Origin of the sequence: Sphingorhabdus sp. EL138 (assembly GCF_945890115.1) — a bacterium.
Classification (GTDB): Bacteria; Pseudomonadota; Alphaproteobacteria; order Sphingomonadales; family Sphingomonadaceae; genus Sphingorhabdus_B.
Genome location: NZ_CAMDCK010000005.1, coordinates 1 through 15867, shown reverse-complemented (window position 1 = coordinate 15867; position 15867 = coordinate 1). Strand labels below are relative to the sequence as shown.

The 15867-nt window shown below is 56.4% G+C and carries 16 protein-coding genes and 1 pseudogene; 6 read left to right on the top strand and 11 right to left on the bottom strand.

The window, feature by feature from the left end; translation table 11 throughout:
* Positions 1 to 64: 64 nt before the first annotated feature.
* Together fumC and Q0O07_RS03370 are read right to left on the bottom strand one after the other, a co-directional pair.
* Positions 65 to 1456: a class II fumarate hydratase gene (gene fumC, locus Q0O07_RS03375; protein WP_295490384.1), complete on the bottom strand. Its 1392-nt coding sequence runs from the start codon at positions 1454 to 1456 to the stop codon at positions 65 to 67.
* The gene (locus Q0O07_RS03370; protein ID WP_295490591.1) at positions 1453 to 1929 is read right to left on the bottom strand and encodes an SspB family protein; all 477 of its coding nucleotides are present in this window, start codon (positions 1927 to 1929) and stop codon (positions 1453 to 1455) included. Before Q0O07_RS03370 ends, fumC begins: the two co-directional genes overlap by 4 nt.
* A 93-nt stretch (positions 1930 to 2022) precedes the next feature.
* Here Q0O07_RS03370 and hisB point away from each other — a divergent pair, with 93 nt between their 5' ends.
* From hisB to groL, 6 genes are all read left to right on the top strand, one after another.
* Entirely contained in the window at positions 2023 to 2610 is a 588-nt protein-coding gene (gene hisB / locus Q0O07_RS03365) for an imidazoleglycerol-phosphate dehydratase HisB (RefSeq protein ID WP_295490381.1), read from the top strand.
* A gap of 3 nt (positions 2611 to 2613) precedes the next feature.
* Positions 2614 to 3225: an imidazole glycerol phosphate synthase subunit HisH gene (gene hisH / locus Q0O07_RS03360; protein ID WP_295490379.1), complete on the top strand. Its 612-nt coding sequence runs from the start codon at positions 2614 to 2616 to the stop codon at positions 3223 to 3225.
* A 94-nt stretch (positions 3226 to 3319) separates the two neighbouring features.
* Positions 3320 to 4048, top strand: coding sequence for a 1-(5-phosphoribosyl)-5-[(5-phosphoribosylamino)methylideneamino]imidazole-4-carboxamide isomerase (hisA, locus tag Q0O07_RS03355; RefSeq protein ID WP_295490376.1), 729 nt, complete (start codon positions 3320 to 3322; stop codon positions 4046 to 4048).
* Positions 4045 to 4818, top strand: a complete 774-nt coding sequence (gene hisF / locus Q0O07_RS03350) for an imidazole glycerol phosphate synthase subunit HisF (protein WP_295490373.1) — start codon at positions 4045 to 4047, stop codon at positions 4816 to 4818. Before hisA ends, hisF begins: the two co-directional genes overlap by 4 nt.
* Positions 4819 to 5204: 386 nt before the next feature.
* Positions 5205 to 5492, top strand: coding sequence for a co-chaperone GroES (groES, locus tag Q0O07_RS03345; RefSeq protein ID WP_125230447.1), 288 nt, complete (start codon positions 5205 to 5207; stop codon positions 5490 to 5492).
* 133 nt (positions 5493 to 5625) lie between these two features.
* Positions 5626 to 7281 (top strand): chaperonin GroEL, encoded by a 1656-nt coding sequence (gene groL / locus Q0O07_RS03340; RefSeq protein WP_295490368.1) that lies wholly within the window; start codon positions 5626 to 5628, stop codon positions 7279 to 7281.
* 85 nt (positions 7282 to 7366) lie between these two features.
* On the opposite strand, the gene Q0O07_RS03335 is transcribed toward groL, so the two are convergent.
* The 9 genes and pseudogenes from Q0O07_RS03335 to Q0O07_RS03295 all read right to left on the bottom strand — a co-directional run.
* Entirely contained in the window at positions 7367 to 7756 is a 390-nt protein-coding gene (locus tag Q0O07_RS03335; protein ID WP_295490366.1) for a nuclear transport factor 2 family protein, read from the bottom strand.
* A gap of 2 nt (positions 7757 to 7758) precedes the next feature.
* Complete coding sequence (locus Q0O07_RS03330; RefSeq protein WP_295490363.1) at positions 7759 to 8703, bottom strand: D-2-hydroxyacid dehydrogenase; 945 nt, start codon at positions 8701 to 8703, stop codon at positions 7759 to 7761.
* Between the two features lie 67 nt (positions 8704 to 8770).
* Complete coding sequence (gene cysS, locus Q0O07_RS03325) at positions 8771 to 10312, bottom strand: cysteine--tRNA ligase (protein WP_295490589.1); 1542 nt, start codon at positions 10310 to 10312, stop codon at positions 8771 to 8773.
* A 126-nt stretch (positions 10313 to 10438) separates the two neighbouring features.
* Positions 10439 to 11110, bottom strand: coding sequence for a nitroreductase (locus tag Q0O07_RS03320; protein ID WP_295490360.1), 672 nt, complete (start codon positions 11108 to 11110; stop codon positions 10439 to 10441).
* Between the two features lie 64 nt (positions 11111 to 11174).
* On the bottom strand, positions 11175 to 12989 hold the full coding sequence (cobT, locus tag Q0O07_RS03315; protein WP_295490358.1) for a cobaltochelatase subunit CobT: 1815 nt from the start codon (positions 12987 to 12989) through the stop codon (positions 11175 to 11177).
* The gene (locus Q0O07_RS03310; protein ID WP_295490355.1) at positions 12989 to 14185 is read right to left on the bottom strand and encodes an alpha/beta hydrolase; all 1197 of its coding nucleotides are present in this window, start codon (positions 14183 to 14185) and stop codon (positions 12989 to 12991) included. Before Q0O07_RS03310 ends, cobT begins: the two co-directional genes overlap by 1 nt.
* Complete coding sequence (locus Q0O07_RS03305) at positions 14185 to 14721, bottom strand: peroxiredoxin (protein ID WP_295490352.1); 537 nt, start codon at positions 14719 to 14721, stop codon at positions 14185 to 14187. The genes Q0O07_RS03310 and Q0O07_RS03305 overlap by 1 nt, the downstream gene beginning before the upstream one ends.
* A 39-nt stretch (positions 14722 to 14760) precedes the next feature.
* Positions 14761 to 15756, bottom strand: a complete 996-nt coding sequence (gene cobS / locus Q0O07_RS03300; RefSeq protein ID WP_295490350.1) for a cobaltochelatase subunit CobS — start codon at positions 15754 to 15756, stop codon at positions 14761 to 14763.
* 10 nt (positions 15757 to 15766) lie between these two features.
* Positions 15767 to 15867 (bottom strand): annotated as a pseudogene (locus Q0O07_RS03295) (molecular chaperone DnaJ); the annotation flags it as partial.

Sequence of the window (15867 nt, the reverse complement as noted above, 5' to 3'; positions counted from 1 at the left end):
ACTTAAATCGCCACCGTCAAAAAACTAAGATGCTGAAACAAGTTCAGCATGACGCTGCAATGCCTTAAACCATATCCTCCGCTTTGACATGGGTATCGAAAGTGGCTTCGTCAACCAGACCGGATGCCAATGCCGCTTCGCGCAACGTGGTTCCGTTGCGATGCGCCTGTTTGGCGATAGCGGCGGCATTGTCATAGCCGATAATTGGTGCAAGCGCGGTGACGAGCATCAGCGAGCGGTCGACCAAGTCGGCGATCCGCGCGCGGTCGGGTTCAAGGCCCGCGACGCAGTTTTTGGCAAAGCTGTCCATGCCAATAGCGAGCAGTTCAATCGAACGCAGGACATTTGCACCAATCATCGGCTTGAACACATTCAACTGCAAATGCCCCTGCATCCCGCCAACAGTCACCGCCTGATGATTGCCGATGACTTGTGCGGCCACCATCGTCAGCATTTCGCATTGCGTCGGGTTGACCTTGCCGGGCATGATCGAGCTGCCGGGTTCATTTTCGGGAAGGATAAGCTCGCCAAGCCCGGAACGCGGGCCGGACCCCAATAAGCGGATGTCATTGGCAATTTTGGTTAGACTAACCGCAAGCGTATTCAGCGTGCCCGACATTTGCACCAACCCATCATTAGAGGCCAAAGCCTCAAACTTATTGGCGGCAGGCGCAAAAACAATGCCGGTTGCGGCCGAAATTTCGGCGGCGATGGCGACGTCAAATCCCTTTGGCGCATTCAACCCTGTGCCAACCGCCGTGCCGCCTTGTGCCAATGTATGGACATTATGCACCACCGCCCTTTCGATCCGCGCTCGACATCCCGCAAGCTGTGCGACAAAAGCGGAAAATTCCTGCCCCAGCGTCAGCGGGGTCGCATCCTGCAAATGGGTGCGACCGATTTTGATGATGTCGTCCCAAGCGGTGCATTTTGCAGAAAGCGCATCGGTCAGGCGGACCATTGCAGGTAGGAGGCCATGATGCACCGCCAAGGCGACTGCGACATGCAAGGCGGTGGGAAAGCTGTCGTTCGACGATTGCCCCATATTGACATGGTCATTGGGGTGCACAGGTGACTTGCCGCCGCGCGTGCCTGTCAGCATTTCATTGGCGATGCCGGCAATCACCTCATTCACATTCATGTTTGATTGTGTGCCGCTGCCGGTTTGCCAGATGACGAGCGGGAATTGCGTGTCATAATTGCCCATCAATATCGCGTCTGCTGCGGCAATGATGGCATCAGATATGTCGGCTTGTAGCGCGCCCGATGCCTTATGCGTCAGCGCCGCCGCCCGTTTCACATGCGCAAGGCCATAGATAATGCCCATCGGCATGCGTTCATGCGCCGGGAAGGGAAAGTTCGCGATGCTCCGCTGCGTCTGCGCCCCCCAATAGGCCTCTGCGGGGACGTCAATGGGCCCAAAACTGTCAGTTTCCGTGCGAGTTTGGCCCGTCACTTTTTCCGGCCGAAGTCCACGCTGACGACGTTGGAGCCGTCTTCGACGACGGCGGAGGGGCCGTCATTGCCGGCTTCTTCATGCGGTTCGGGTGCGCCGTCGCCTGCGTCTACATGGAATTGCAGCGCGAAGTCCACCGCTGGGTCGACAAAGGCGGTGATCGCGGAATAAGGGATGAACAGATGCGACGGGATCTGGCTGAAAGACAGGCCAACTTCGAAATGCTCGGCCTCCACCTTCAGGTCCCAATATTTGTGCTGGAGCACAATGGTCATCTCGTCAGGGAAGCGTTCATGCAGATGTTGCGGGATGGAAACGCCAGGGGCTTGAGTCTTGAAAGTGATGTAAAAATGATGGTCGCCAGGTAGGCCATCGCGGGCGACATTGCCGAGCACGCGGCCCACCACGGCGCGCAATGCTTCTTGCACAACATCATCATAAGGAATCAGGCTATCAACATGCTCTTCGGTCATCACCGCTAGGTGGACCGCCGAGAGCCCGAAATCAAGACGCTTATTGCCGTAAGCCAACTTGCCAAATGCGCGTAGGCGGCTATATCGGCGGCCATGCGTACAGGCTCTATCAGTCGCAAGACGAACGAAACGTCCATTGATGTTGAGGTCAACCTCGACGGCAGTGGTGTGTATGACGTGTCCACAGGCATTGGCTTTCTGGACCATATGCTGGAGCAATTGTCGCGCCATTCGCTTATCGATTTGAAGGTCAAGGCGATAGGCGACCTGCATATCGACCAGCATCATACGACCGAAGATACCGGCATCGCCATTGGCGAGGCAGTGTTGCAGGCATTAAGCGATAAGCGCGGCATTACCCGTTATGGCACAGCTTATGCGCCGATGGACGAGACGTTGACGCGGTGCGCGCTCGACATTTCGGGACGGCCTTATTTTGTGTGGAAAGTGTCGCTGGGTATGCCGCGCTTGGGTGAATGGGATACGGAGCTGATCGAACATTGGTTCCACAGCTTCGCGACCAGCGCAGGCATAACGTTGCATGTCGAAAATCTATATGGTTCGAACAACCATCATATTGTGGAAAGCTGTTATAAGGCTTTGGCCCGCGCTTTGCGGCAAGCGGTTGAGATCGACCCGCGCAAAGCGGATGCGATTCCGTCTACTAAGGGGACGTTGTAGGCCGTGTCACTTGCGCTGATTGATTATGGCGCGGGCAATCTGCATTCGGTGCATAATGCGTTGATGGCGGCGGGCGCAGGCGACATTCGCGTGACCGCTGATCCCGCTATCGTTGCCAAGGCTGACCGTATCGTTCTGCCCGGCGTAGGCGCCTTTGCGCATTGTATGGAGGCCTTGTCCGCCATTGATGGCATGACCGCCGCGATGGAGCAGCGCGTTCGGGTGGAAGCCGCGCCTTTTCTTGGCATTTGCGTCGGTATGCAATTGCTTGCCGATGAAGGCGTTGAGCATGGAAGCACGCGTGGGCTGGGTTGGATTGCTGGAACGGTGCGCGCGATTGCGCCAGCGGCGGACTTGAAAATCCCGCATATGGGCTGGAATGATGTCGTGCCGGCGGACGGCGCGCCTTTGATAGAGCGTGGCGAAGCTTATTTCCTGCATGGCTATCACTTTGACGCAGCGGACACCGCCGATGTGTTGGCGACAACCGATCATGGTGGCGCATTGGTTGCTGCTGTGGGCCGTGACAATATCATGGGCGTTCAGTTTCACCCTGAGAAAAGCCAGGCTTATGGCATCAATTTCCTGAAACATTTTCTGGAATGGATGCCATGATCAAAACGCGCAAACATCTTCCTGTCTTTGTGCCTTTGTGCGAACAAATTTTATCACGTAAAGACGCAAAGACACAAAGAAGAGAGTATTTTGCATGATAGTCTTCCCCGCGATTGATCTGAAGGGTGGCGAAGTTGTGCGCTTGGCCGAGGGCGATATGAACCGCGCGACGGTCTATGCCGATGATCCGGCGGCGCAGGCGATGCTGTTTGCCGAACAAGGCGCGCAATTTCTGCATGTGGTCGATCTCGATGGTGCATTTGCCGGACGGCCTGAAAATGCTGAAGCGGTAGAGGGCATTATCGAAAATTTCCCCGGTTATATCCAATTGGGCGGCGGTATTCGCAATGCGCAGACGGTGGAGCGCTGGTTCGACATGGGCGTGGCGCGGCTGGTTATTGGCACGGCGGCGCTCAAAAACCCGGCATTTGTGAAGGACATGGCGCGCGAATTTACAGACGGCATTGTCGTTGCCGTTGACGCGCGTGATGGCTTTGTCGCGACTGAGGGCTGGGCCGAAAAATCCGACATGCCCGTGATTGATCTGGCGCGCCGGTTTGAGGATGCGGGTGTTGCGTCGATCCTATTCACTGATGTTGGCCGCGACGGGATGCTGACCGGTTGCAATATCGACGCGACGGTTGATCTGGCGCGGCGGGTGAACATTCCGGTGATCGCTAGCGGCGGGGTGAAGGGTATTGATGATATCCACATGCTCGCGCTGCATGCCAAGGACGGCATTGAAGGCGTGATTACGGGCCGTGCGATTTATGACGGGCGGTTGGATCTGGCGACGGCGATTAAAGTGGCGGAGCGCGCGTGACCGTTCGCGTTCGCGTCATCCCCTGTCTCGACGTATCCAATGGCCGCGTGGTCAAGGGCGTCAATTTTGTTGACCTGCGCGATGCCGGCGATCCGGTGGAGCAAGCACAAGCTTATGATGCAGCGGGCGCGGATGAGCTATGTTTCTTGGACATCGGCGCAAGCCATGAAGGGCGCGGCACGATCATTGATGTGGTCCGGCGCACGGCGGAAGTATGCTTCATGCCGCTGACCGTCGGCGGCGGCGTGCGTAGTGCAGACGATGCGCGGGCGTTATTGTTGGCAGGCGCAGACAAGGTCGCGGTCAACAGCGCCGCCGTCGCGCGGCCAGAGGTAGTCGCGGATATCGCCGCACGTTTTGGCAGCCAATGCGTGGTGGCGTCGGTGGATGCGCGGCGGACGGGCGATAGATGGGAAATCTTCACCCATGGCGGCCGCAATCCGACGGGCATCGATGCATTGGAACATGCGGTGAAGCTCGCTGAACTCGGTGCGGGCGAATTGCTGGTAACGAGCATGGACCGCGACGGCACGCGCGACGGTTATGACCTTGCACTCACCCGCGCGATTGCCGATGTGGTCAACATCCCCGTGGTGGCCAGCGGCGGTGTTGGTAATCTCGACCATCTGGTCGCTGGCGTGCGCGAAGGCCATGCCAGCGCAGTTCTGGCGGCATCGATATTCCATTTCGGCCAATATAGCATCGCCGATGCCCATGCGGCGCTGCGGGCGGCGGGACTGCCTGCGCGGATGACTAATAGCGTTAGTTAGCGCCTTAATTCTTTGCGTCTTTATGCGAATCTTCGCGCTTTTTGGTTCGCACAAAGGCACGAAGACATAAAAGATGTTTAGCCGGTTGCGTGACCCGGTCTATTCCCTGCTTGTCATCCCCGCGAAAGCGGGGATCCATGGACTGACCGTTAGACCATGGACCCCCGATCAAGTCGGGTGTGACAATATTGAAAATATCAAAAACGATCAAAAAACAGCAAAAGCGCATCAAAAAATTCGCACCCCGAGTCCTTGACCTGTCATAAAAACACCCTATCTGGGTTCCGTTAGCACTCGTCCTGTATGAGTGCCAACACACATTCATTGCCGTCCCCTGCTTGTTGTAGGCGTGGCGGGATGGCGAAACAGAAAAAGGATAGTTCAACATGGCATTTCGTCCATTGCATGATCGCGTTCTCGTCCGTCGGGTCGAGGCCGAAGCAAAAACCGCTGGCGGGATCATCATCCCTGATACAGCTCAGGAAAAGCCACAGGAAGGCGAAGTCGTCTCCGTGGGTACGGGCACACGCGCCGACGATGGCACGGTGACCGCGCTCGACGTCAAGGCTGGCGACAAGATCCTGTTCGGCAAATGGTCGGGCACCGAAGTCAAGATCGACGGTGAAGACCTGTTGATCATGAAGGAATCGGACATACTGGGAATCGTTTCCTAAGCGCACCGCAAATTCCGTCACCCTGAACTTGTTTGACCGCCGGTCATTTCATTCCAGGGTCTTAATTAAGATGCTGAAACAAGTTCAGCATGACGGCTTTGAAAAGTAGAGTTCAAACTAAAGGAAAAATATCATGGCTGCTAAAGACGTGAAATTCGGCCGCGATGCGCGTGAACGCATCCTGCGCGGCGTAGACATTCTTGCTGACGCTGTAAAAGTAACGCTTGGTCCAAAGGGCCGTAACGTTGTTATCGACAAAAGCTTCGGCGCACCACGCATCACCAAGGACGGCGTTACCGTCGCCAAGGAAATCGAACTGAAAGACAAGTTCGAAAATATGGGCGCACAGATGGTCCGCGAAGTTGCTTCGAAGACCAACGACATTGCCGGTGACGGCACGACCACTGCAACAGTATTGGCGCAAGCAATCGTTCGCGAAGGCATGAAGTCGGTTGCAGCGGGCATGAACCCAATGGACCTGAAGCGCGGCATCGACACTGCGGTAAACGCGGTTGTTGCTGACCTTGTTAAGCGTTCGAAGCCAGTTGCGGGTTCTTCGGAAATCGCACAGGTCGGAACGATCTCTGCAAATGGTGAAGCTGAAATCGGTAAGATGATTGCAGACGCCATGGAGAAGGTCGGCAAGGAAGGCGTTATCACCGTCGAAGAAGCTAAGGGCCGCGAAAGCGAACTCGAAGTTGTCGAAGGTATGCAGTTCGACCGTGGCTATCTGTCGCCATATTTCATCACCAACACTGAAAAAATGTCGGTCGAGTTGGACAACCCATATATCCTCATCCACGAAAAGAAGCTCGGTAACTTGCAAGCCATGTTGCCAATCCTCGAAGCTGTGGTGCAGTCGGGTCGTCCATTGCTCATCATCGCGGAAGATGTTGAAGGCGAAGCGCTTGCAACTCTGGTCGTCAACAAGCTGCGTGGCGGCTTGAAGATTGCTGCGGTTAAGGCTCCTGGCTTTGGCGATCGTCGCAAGGCGATGTTGGAAGATATCGCGATCCTCACCAAGGGTGAAATGATCAGCGAAGATCTGGGCATCAAGCTTGAAACCGTCACCTTGGGCATGCTTGGCCAAGCCAAGCGCGTCACCATCGACAAGGACAACACCATCATCGTCGACGGTGCTGGCGAAACCGATGCGATCAAGGGCCGCGTAGAAGCGATCCGTGCGCAAATCGAAAACACCACGTCGGATTACGACAAGGAAAAGCTGCAAGAGCGTTTGGCGAAACTCGCCGGCGGTGTTGCCGTGATCAAGGTCGGTGGTTCGACCGAAGTTGAAGTGAAAGAGCGCAAGGACCGCGTTGATGACGCGCTGCACGCAACCCGCGCAGCCGTGGAAGAAGGCATCGTCCCTGGCGGCGGTACCGCACTTCTGTATGCGACAAAGGCACTTGAAGGCCTTAAGGGCGTCAATGACGACCAGACACGTGGTATCGACATCATCCGCAAGGCTATTGTCGCGCCATTGCGTCAAATCGCCGCCAATGCCGGATATGACGGCGCGGTTGTTTCGGGCAATTTGTTGCGCGAAAATGACGAGACCATGGGCTTCAACGCATCAACCGATGTGTATGAAAACCTCGTGGCTTCGGGCGTTATCGACCCAACCAAGGTTGTGCGTACCGCGTTGCAAGATGCCGCATCGGTTGCTGGTCTGTTGATCACCACTGAAGCTGCTATCTCCGACGCGCCAGAAGACAAGGCCGGTGGCGCTGGCGGCATGCCAGGTGGCATGGGCGGCATGGGCGGCATGGGCGGTATGGACTTCTAAGTCCAAACGCTCGGCACATGCTGAAACAAAACGGGCCGGAGGGGAAACCTTCCGGCCTTTTTTTGTTTGGCAGGCAATTACAAGATCAGCGCGTCATCTGCTGCAGCATTTCGCCCATTTTCTGGTGCAGCATGTTCATGCCCTTTAACGGGCGGACCATGACTTTGAAATGGGTGATCAGGCCGTCATTATCGCAGGTGATCATATCAATGCCGTTAATGGCAACGCCGTCTATGACGGTTTGAAATTCCAAAATTGCGCTGTTTTTCCGGTGCCATTCGCCGACATATTTGAATTCCGCATTGCCCAATGTATGCCCCGCCGCCGCGAGATATTTGGCGGTGATGGCTTTGCCCAATTGCGGCGTGTGGACAACGGGGCTTTCGAAAATACAGTCATCGTGCAGGATCGCGGCGATGGCATCTACATCGCGTGACAAGGCGACGCTATGCCAGATTTCGGCGGGGTTTGGCATGTTCAATATCCCAGATCCAAATTCACCATCGGCGTGAGCGCCTCGCCCTTGTGATAGCGTTCGAGATTTTCGAAGAAACGCGTGGCCGACCGGACGAACATCTTGTCCTGCGCGCGGCCCGACAAATGCATGGTGACATGGGCATTATCCAGTGTCCAAAGGATATGGTCTGCGGGCAGCGGTTCTGGCGTTGTGACGTCAAGAAACGCATTGGCGATATGCTTGGCTTGCAATGCGGTGACCAAAGCGTCCTGATCGACAACCGACCCGCGCGCGATATTGATCAACGTTGCGCTTGGTTTCATCGCGGCAAGCTCATCTGCGCCAATCATATTGTCGGTTTCCGGCGTCGCGGGGACGGCGAGGATGACCCAGTCAAAATCACCCAACTGCGCCCGCCATTGGTCGGGCGTCAGGGTATTTGGCCCCGCCGAGCGGCGCACCACGGTCACATCAACGCCAAAGGGTTTCAACCGCTCTTCGATCAACTTGCCAATCGCGCCATAGCCCAGCAGCAATGCCTTTGACCCGCACAATTCAACCTTGCCCGGCGAATCCTGCAACCATTCACGCCGTTCTTGCGCGCGGACGACTTCGCGATAGTTTTTGGCGACGGTCAGCATGCCCATCACGACATATTCGGCAATGGTGATGGCGTTGATGCCCGCTCCATTAGTGACAACGCAGCCTTGTGCTTTCAACTGCTTTAGCGGCATGCCGTCAACGCCGGCATAAATGCTGTTCAGCCATTTCATATAGGTGGCGGCACCGATGACCGTGGCCATGTCGCCTTTGTCATACATATCGAACCAGCCAATTTCGGCCTGCGGCGCGAGCGCGAGCGCCTCCTCTTTGGACATGAAGAAATGCGGCTCAATCCAATCCGGCAAGCGCGGTTCAATGAGGGGGCGCACAAGGCCCGACATTACGAGTTTCGTTTTGGTCATTGGTTATTCCTCTCCATCGACTTGCGATGGGGAGGTGGCATCGCGAAGCGATGACGGAGGGGCCAATTCAAACATCCAATTTCCAATCCCAGCCAAGCGGGTCGCCGTCCATGACTTCGACGCCCTTGGCGATGAGGTCGTCACGGATGGCATCGGACTTGGCGAAGTCTTTTGCAGCGCGGGCTTCCTTGCGAGCGGCGAGGGCGTCTTCGATGTCTTCTTCGGTGATGATTGCGGCTTTAGGGCGGATGCGAAGGTCTTCGCGGCTGAGCGAGAGGAGGTTTAGGCCGAGGACGTTGTCCATATCGGCGATGGCCGTAAGCTGTTGTGCGACATCGACCTTTTTGAGGCTGATGATGTTTTCCAGCGCGGTGATCGCAATGGCGGTGTTGAGGTCGTCCGCTATTGCCGCCGCAAAGTCACGTAGCATCGCGGAAATAGCTGGAGCAACGTCACCCTGCGCCCCCAGCACGTCACCCTGAACGTGTTTCAGGGTCCATTTATCAGCCTCAACCATCGGGTCGTTGGGCACAATGGATGCTGAAACAAGTTCAGCATGACGAGGGTTGGCCTCAGCATGACGGGCCTTGAGGTTGGCGACTCCCATCACCATCCGCTTCAACCGCACCAACGCCGCCTGCAACCCCTCCCATGAAAACTCCAACTCACTCCGATAATGCGCTTGTAGGCACATCAGGCGGTAGGCGAGGGGGTGGAAGCCTTTGTCGATCAGCAATTGCATGCGCAGGAATTCGCCCGATGATTTGCTCATCTTGCCCGACCGTTCGATCAGGAAGTTATTGTGCATCCAAAATTGCGCGCCGCTATGGTCGCTGCCGCAACGCGCTTGGTTTTGTGCGATTTCATTGGGATGGTGGATTTCGCGATGGTCGATGCCGCCGGTGTGAATGTCAAAGGGCAAGCCAAGCAACGCCTCTGACATGACCGAACATTCCAGATGCCAGCCCGGCGCGCCTTTGCCCCATGGGCTATTCCACTCCATTTGCCGCGTTTCGCCCACTGGCGTTTTGCGCCAAATGGCAAAGTCCGCGGCATGGCGTTTACCATCGACTTCTTCGATCCGACCTTCACCCTCTTCGGTTTTGGCGCGGGCCAATGCGCCATAATGGGCGACGGTGGATGTGTCGAAATACAGGCCGCTTTCCAGTTCGTAGCAATGCTTTTCAACGATGCTTTTGGCATAATCAATCATCGCAGGCACATAATCCGTGGCGATGGACCAATGCGCGGGCTGCCGAATGTTCAGCGCCTTAATGTCTTCCCAATAGGCTTCGGTATAATGGCGGGCGATATCCCAAATCGATTGGGCTTTCTCCGCCGCCATTTTCTCCATCTTGTCTTCGCCCGCATCGGCGTCGTCGGTCAGATGGCCAACATCGGTGATGTTGATGACATGGGTAAGCTTATAGCCCTTGTAGGAGAGCACGCGGCCCAGCGTGTCGGCAAAGACATACGCGCGCATATTGCCGATATGCGGGTAATTATACACCGTCGGCCCACAGGTGTAGACCCGCGCCTCGCCCGCGTGGACAGGGGTAAAGGTTTCGAGTTGCCGGGTCAGGCTGTTGAAGAGTTTAAGCTCGGACATGGGAATGGCGATGCTGGAAATGGATGCGGAGGTCAAGAACCTCGTCATCCGAATGCGGGGTAGTTGACTCTTTCCTCCCCATCGACTTGCGATGGGGAGGGGGAACGTTGCCGCTTACAAAATACGTTAAAACCCGTCCCACCGTATCGCTTGCGCAATCTCCACGCGAGGGACCGTGAAGTTGTTCACGGCTGCGTCCGCATCACGATAGCCGATCGCCATGCCGCAGAAGAAGATATGCTCGTCATCAATGTTCAGCAATGCGCGCATTGTCGTGCCGTACATCGCCCAGATTTCCTGCGCGCAACTGTCGAGGCCCTCTTCGCGCAGCAACAGCATTATTGTTTGCAGCCACATGCCCATGTCCGACCATTGCGGTGGACCCATATATTTGGCCGTGTAGGTGAATAATTGCACCGGCGCGCCAAAGCTGTCCCAGTTTTTCCCCACCTGCGCGAGGCGGCCAGCACCATCTTCACGTGCGAGGTTAAGCGCATCGAACATCGCCTTGCCAACGCCGCGCCGTTGCTCTTCATATCGGCCATCCAAGCCCTTGGGGTAGATGTCATATTCATGGCCGTCGCCCATCGGGGCCGTTGCCACCTTGGCCTTAATCATCGCGGTCAGGTCAGCCAGCGGCGCGCCTGTCAGGATGACGGCATTCCAAGGCTGCGTATTGCCGCCAGACGGCGAACGTTGCGCCTTGGCAAGCACGCGCTCGAGAATATCCTTGTCGACGGGCTTATCCAGAAATTGCCGGACAGAGCGCCGTGAGGCAACGGCTTCGGTGACGTTCATCTCTATTTCCCCGCAGGTTTAATCGTTTGATTAAATCATATTAAGCGGGGCGGGAAAGGCAAGCTCATTCCTCGTCAAACAGCCCCGCCAATTGTTCAATCATCGTCCCGCCAAGCTGTTCGACGTCCATGATGGTGACGGCGCGTTTATAGTAACGCGTTACGTCATGGCCGATGCCGATGGCGACCAGTTGCACAGGCGAGCGCGTTTCGATCATTTCGATGACCTTGCGCAAATGCTGTTCCAGATAGCCGCCATGGTTGACTGACAAGGTGCTGTCGTCCACGGGCGCGCCGTCCGAAATGACCATCAAGATGCGGCGGTCTTCGGCGCGGGCGATCAGGCGGTTATGTGCCCAGAGCAAAGCCTCTCCATCGATATTTTCTTTCAGCAGACCTTCGCGCATCATCAGGCCCAGATTGCGCTTGGCATGCCGCCATGGCTCATCGGCTTTTTTATAGATGATGTGGCGCAAATCGTTGAGGCGGCCGGGCATGGGCTGGCGTCCAGCGGCGAGCCAGTCTTCTCGTGCCTGTCCGCCTTTCCACGCGCGGGTGGTGAAGCCCAATATTTCGGTTTTGACGCCGCAGCGTTCCAGCGTGCGCGCCAATATGTCGGCGCTGATCGCCGCAATGCTAATCGGCCGCCCGCGCATGGAGCCTGAATTGTCGATCAGCAAGGTGACCACGGTATCGCGGAAATCGGTCTCGCGTTCGATTTTGTAGGACAAAGAGCTGCCCGGCGATACCACGATGCGCGCAAGCCGCGCGGCGTCGATCATGCCTTCTTCCTGATCGAAATCCCAACTGCGGTTTTGTTGTGCCATTAGGCGGCGTTGCAGGCGGTTGGCGAGTTTTGTCACCACCGATTGCAGGTTCGACAATTGTTGGTCGAGATAGGCACGCAGCCGGTTCAGCTCTTCTTCGTCGGCAAGTTCAGTCGCGGTGATCGTTTCGTCAAATTTGGTCGACCAGATTTTATAATCACTTTGCGGCAGATGGTCCCAATTGCGGCGCTGCGGGGTAACGGGCTGCATCCCGTCATCACCCATTTCGCCATCGGCACCGTCTTGGTCGTCCATGTCTTCGCCGTCATAATCGGCCTCAGTCTCTTCGCCTTCGCCTTGTTGTGGTTCGGCACGGGCTTCGGCTTGGCCAGCTTCGCCTTCGCCATCATCGTCGCTGTCGCCGTCTTGGTCTTGCGCATCCTCGGCATCGTCGCCGCCATCGTCGGCATCGGACGGATCAACATCACCTTCGGTGAGGTTCAGATGCTCCAGCATGGACTGAGTCAGCGCGGCAAAGGCGCTTTGATCGTCCAGCGCGAGCGCCAGCGCATCAAGGTCACTGCCAGCATTTTCCTCAATCCAGCCGCGCAGCATATCGACGCCTGCGGCGGCTCCTGCTGGTACGGGTGCGCCGGTTAGCCGTTCGCGTACGATCAACGATAAGGCCGTAGAAATGGGCACTTCGTCAGGGGCTTGTGCGCGGGCAATCGGGTCGGTGCGCATTTTGAGTTCCAGCGCATAGCCAAGGTTTGCCGCAATTCCCGCCATATTGCGCGAACCCAGCGCCTCAACCCGCGCATTCTCCACCGCGTCAAATGCGGCACCCGCAATGACTTCGGATGGACGCAATGCGGCATGGCGGGCGGGATTATGATGTTTTAACTTCAACGCAAAGCTGTCTGCAAAGCCACGTGCCTCGGCCACTTGATCGGGCGGAAGCAGGCGGCCCGGCATGGGGACCTTGAAATTCTTGCCCGCTTGGCTTGGCGCATCGGCGGTGAAGGCCAATTCCACCTCTGGCTCCTGCGCGAGCGCACGAGCAGTGCCAGTCAGCACTTGTTTGAATAGTTCAAGAGGGGTTTCGTTGGACATTAATCGGGCAGCCTCTTGCACATCGCGGCAATGTCTTCCTTCGTCGGCTTTACGGGCGCGCGTAAGGTGAAGACATGTGCATCCTTGGTCGCCACGCGGTCCTCGGTCATGCGCGCGCCATTCACGACAGCAGCAAAGTCCTTGCATACGGCAAAGCTGCGCAAATAATCGCTATGGCCAACGCTATCGCCGGACACATCGGTTGTGTCGATAATAAAGAAGCCGGTTTTGGCAGGCTCGGTCTGATATTTCGACTTGGTCGCAAAGCAGCGCTGCGGCAGACCCTTTGCCTTTAAATCCTTCGCTTCAAAGGGGTTGAAGCAAAAAGGCGAGCCTAAGCGTGGATAGCCATGTACCGCGCGCGATAAGGCCAAAGCGCGGTCGCTGAGCGAGGCATAGACAGTCACCCGCCGGTCATTGTTGACGCGCCTCGCGGCGAGGACTTCTTCAGCGATATCGCGTTCAAAATCTTCCCGATCCACATCGGGTGCGGCCAATATGATATTGGAAATATTGCTAGAATCGGCGTTGGTCGATGTACGGTCCACATAATCGATCGCCGGAATAACAAGCCGCGCACCCAATGAATGGGAAACAACAACGATTTCCTTAACCCACTCCGTCCGTGCCAATGTGGTCAGGAAATTGCGGAAATTGCGTTCGTCCCAATACATGTTGGTTTCATCAACGGCGTAGCTCAGCAAATTGCCCTGTGAGGGCCAGCTATAATGGACGATTGGCCCGTCAAAATTGCTCATCGCGCCAATTTGTACAGCGTCGCGCGCCGTAGTTGCCAGTGTTTCGCGATAGCCATGGACATATAATAGCACACGGCCCTTGCGCAGATTCGCCGCATCACGCAGGCCATCCCACCATGCATCCTCTGGTTGGAATGCAAGTGGGACAACCACTTGCGTATCGCCCTTTGCAGGCTTTATCTTTTCGGGTGGCGCAAAGCGGGCGTAACGTAACCGATCGGCCCGGTGATTGGTCAGGATGACCGTGTCGCCGCGGCAGTCGGGTAGGCGGCTTGTAACAATGAAATGGTCTTTGCCGGCTATCGCGGCGCTATCAATCTGCGCTGGATTGCAACGCGGATTTTCCACCAGCCTGCTGTGCGGCACATCGCCATAAGCGACGGCCACAGTGCAACCAGACAGGAGTATTGGCAAAAGCAGGAGAGAAAGCTTGCGCATTATTTCCGCTTGGCGTTCGCCGCATGCCATGTCTTTACTGCGTTCAGCGCGCCGGACACATGACCCTTCACGCCAAGCTGCGCATAAGCAAATAACACCTTGCCATCGGGCGCGATGACATAAGTCGTGCGGTTGGTGCCGCCCATCATCGGCATGCCGACCGCGTAATTTTTGATCATGGGCTTAGTCGCAATACCGACCATGAATTTGTTGCGGCAGGCCTCAACCGAAAAGCGCTTTAGCGTCTCCAGATTGTCCGCTGACATGCCAACAATGGACGCGCCGTAAGAGGCAAAGTCATCGGCGGCTTCGGAAAATTCATGCGCCTCAACCGTGCAGCCTGACGTGAATGCCTTTGGATAGAAATACAGCACCACTGGCCCGTTTTTCAGAGCCTTGTTCAGGTTGAAGGTGTCGGCCTTACCAGCCAGCACGGCTTGCGTGGTGAAATCGGTTGCGCGTGTCCCGGGTTTCAGCGCGGCAAATGCCGGGGATGCGGAAATCATCAGCGCGAGAGCAAGTGCGAAGCGTTTCATAATGCGTTCCTTCAACTGAGGCGGCGAAATAGCCGGTACTTACTTTGTTTTGCCAACGACGCTTTCCGGCAGATCTTGGCCAAAAACGCGCTGATAATATTCGGCGACCAAGGCGCGTTCCGCATCATCGCATTTGTTGAGGAATGACAGGCGGAAGGCAAAGCCGACATTTTTGAAAATCGCGGTGTTCTGCGCCCAAGTGATGACCGTGCGCGGGCTCATGACCGTGGAGATATCACCGTTGATAAAGCCCTGCCGTGTCATTTCGGCGACCTTCACCATATTGGCGACGGTGGCGGCATCCGTGCCTGATGCCTTGGCCAAAACAATGTCGCTTTCAACCTGCGCAGGCAGATAGTTCAGGCCGACAACGATGTTCCAACGGTCCATCTGCCCTTGGTTGATCGCTTGCGTGCCATGATAGAGGCCGCTGGTATCGCCAAGTCCAACGGTGTTGGCGGTGGCGAACAGACGGAAATAGGGGTTGGGGCGAATGACGCGGTTTTGGTCGAGCAGCGTCAGCTTACCTTCGGTTTCCAACACGCGCTGGATCACGAACATCACATCAGGGCGGCCAGCATCATATTCGTCGAACACCAAAGCCGTCGGCGTCTGCAATGCCCAAGGCAACAGGCCTTCGCGGAACTCGGTCACTTGCTGCCCGTCGCGCAAAACAATGGCGTCGCGGCCGATAAGGTCGATACGGCTGATATGCGCGTCCAAGTTGATGCGGATGCAAGGCCATTTCAGACGCGCGGCAACTTGTTCAATATGCGTGGATTTTCCGGTGCCATGATAGCCTTGCACCATCACGCGGCGGTTATGGGCAAAGCCAGCGAGGATCGCGAGGGTAGTGTCAGGGTCAAACACATAGCTGTCGTCGGTGTCGGGCACGCGTTCGTCGGAAATGGAGAAAGCGGGGCATTCCATATCCACATCAATGCCGAACAATTCGCGCACGCTGACCATTTTGTCAGGGGCAGCAAGGATGGTCGTGTCGCGGCTGTCGGGTTGGATATTTGGGATGTCAGTCATGTTATTCTCGTCAAATGAAAGCGGGCGAAGTTTTAAGGTGCGTATAGGCAGCAATCACGTCTTGCAAAGCCTTTTCATAAGAGCGGTTGCCGCCATTTTTGTCCGGATGAT

Bases quoted from the DNA above. Each gene is read 5' to 3' on its own strand.
- Q0O07_RS03370 (WP_295490591.1), bottom strand. From the start codon at position 1,929: ATGACCGAAGAGCATGTTGATAGCCTGATTCCTTATGATGATGTTGTG.
- hisB (WP_295490381.1), top strand. From the start codon at position 2,023: ATGCGTACAGGCTCTATCAGTCGCAAGACGAACGAAACGTCCATTGAT.
- hisA (WP_295490376.1), top strand. From the start codon at position 3,320: ATGATAGTCTTCCCCGCGATTGATCTGAAGGGTGGCGAAGTTGTGCGC.
- groES (WP_125230447.1), top strand. From the start codon at position 5,205: ATGGCATTTCGTCCATTGCATGATCGCGTTCTCGTCCGTCGGGTCGAG.
- groL (WP_295490368.1), top strand. From the start codon at position 5,626: ATGGCTGCTAAAGACGTGAAATTCGGCCGCGATGCGCGTGAACGCATC.
- Q0O07_RS03335 (WP_295490366.1), bottom strand. From the start codon at position 7,756: ATGCCAAACCCCGCCGAAATCTGGCATAGCGTCGCCTTGTCACGCGAT.
- Q0O07_RS03330 (WP_295490363.1), bottom strand. From the start codon at position 8,703: ATGACCAAAACGAAACTCGTAATGTCGGGCCTTGTGCGCCCCCTCATT.
- cysS (WP_295490589.1), bottom strand. From the start codon at position 10,312: ATGTCCGAGCTTAAACTCTTCAACAGCCTGACCCGGCAACTCGAAACC.
- Q0O07_RS03320 (WP_295490360.1), bottom strand. From the start codon at position 11,110: ATGAACGTCACCGAAGCCGTTGCCTCACGGCGCTCTGTCCGGCAATTT.
- cobT (WP_295490358.1), bottom strand. From the start codon at position 12,989: ATGTCCAACGAAACCCCTCTTGAACTATTCAAACAAGTGCTGACTGGC.
- Q0O07_RS03310 (WP_295490355.1), bottom strand. From the start codon at position 14,185: ATGCGCAAGCTTTCTCTCCTGCTTTTGCCAATACTCCTGTCTGGTTGC.
- Q0O07_RS03305 (WP_295490352.1), bottom strand. From the start codon at position 14,721: ATGAAACGCTTCGCACTTGCTCTCGCGCTGATGATTTCCGCATCCCCG.
- cobS (WP_295490350.1), bottom strand. From the start codon at position 15,756: ATGACTGACATCCCAAATATCCAACCCGACAGCCGCGACACGACCATC.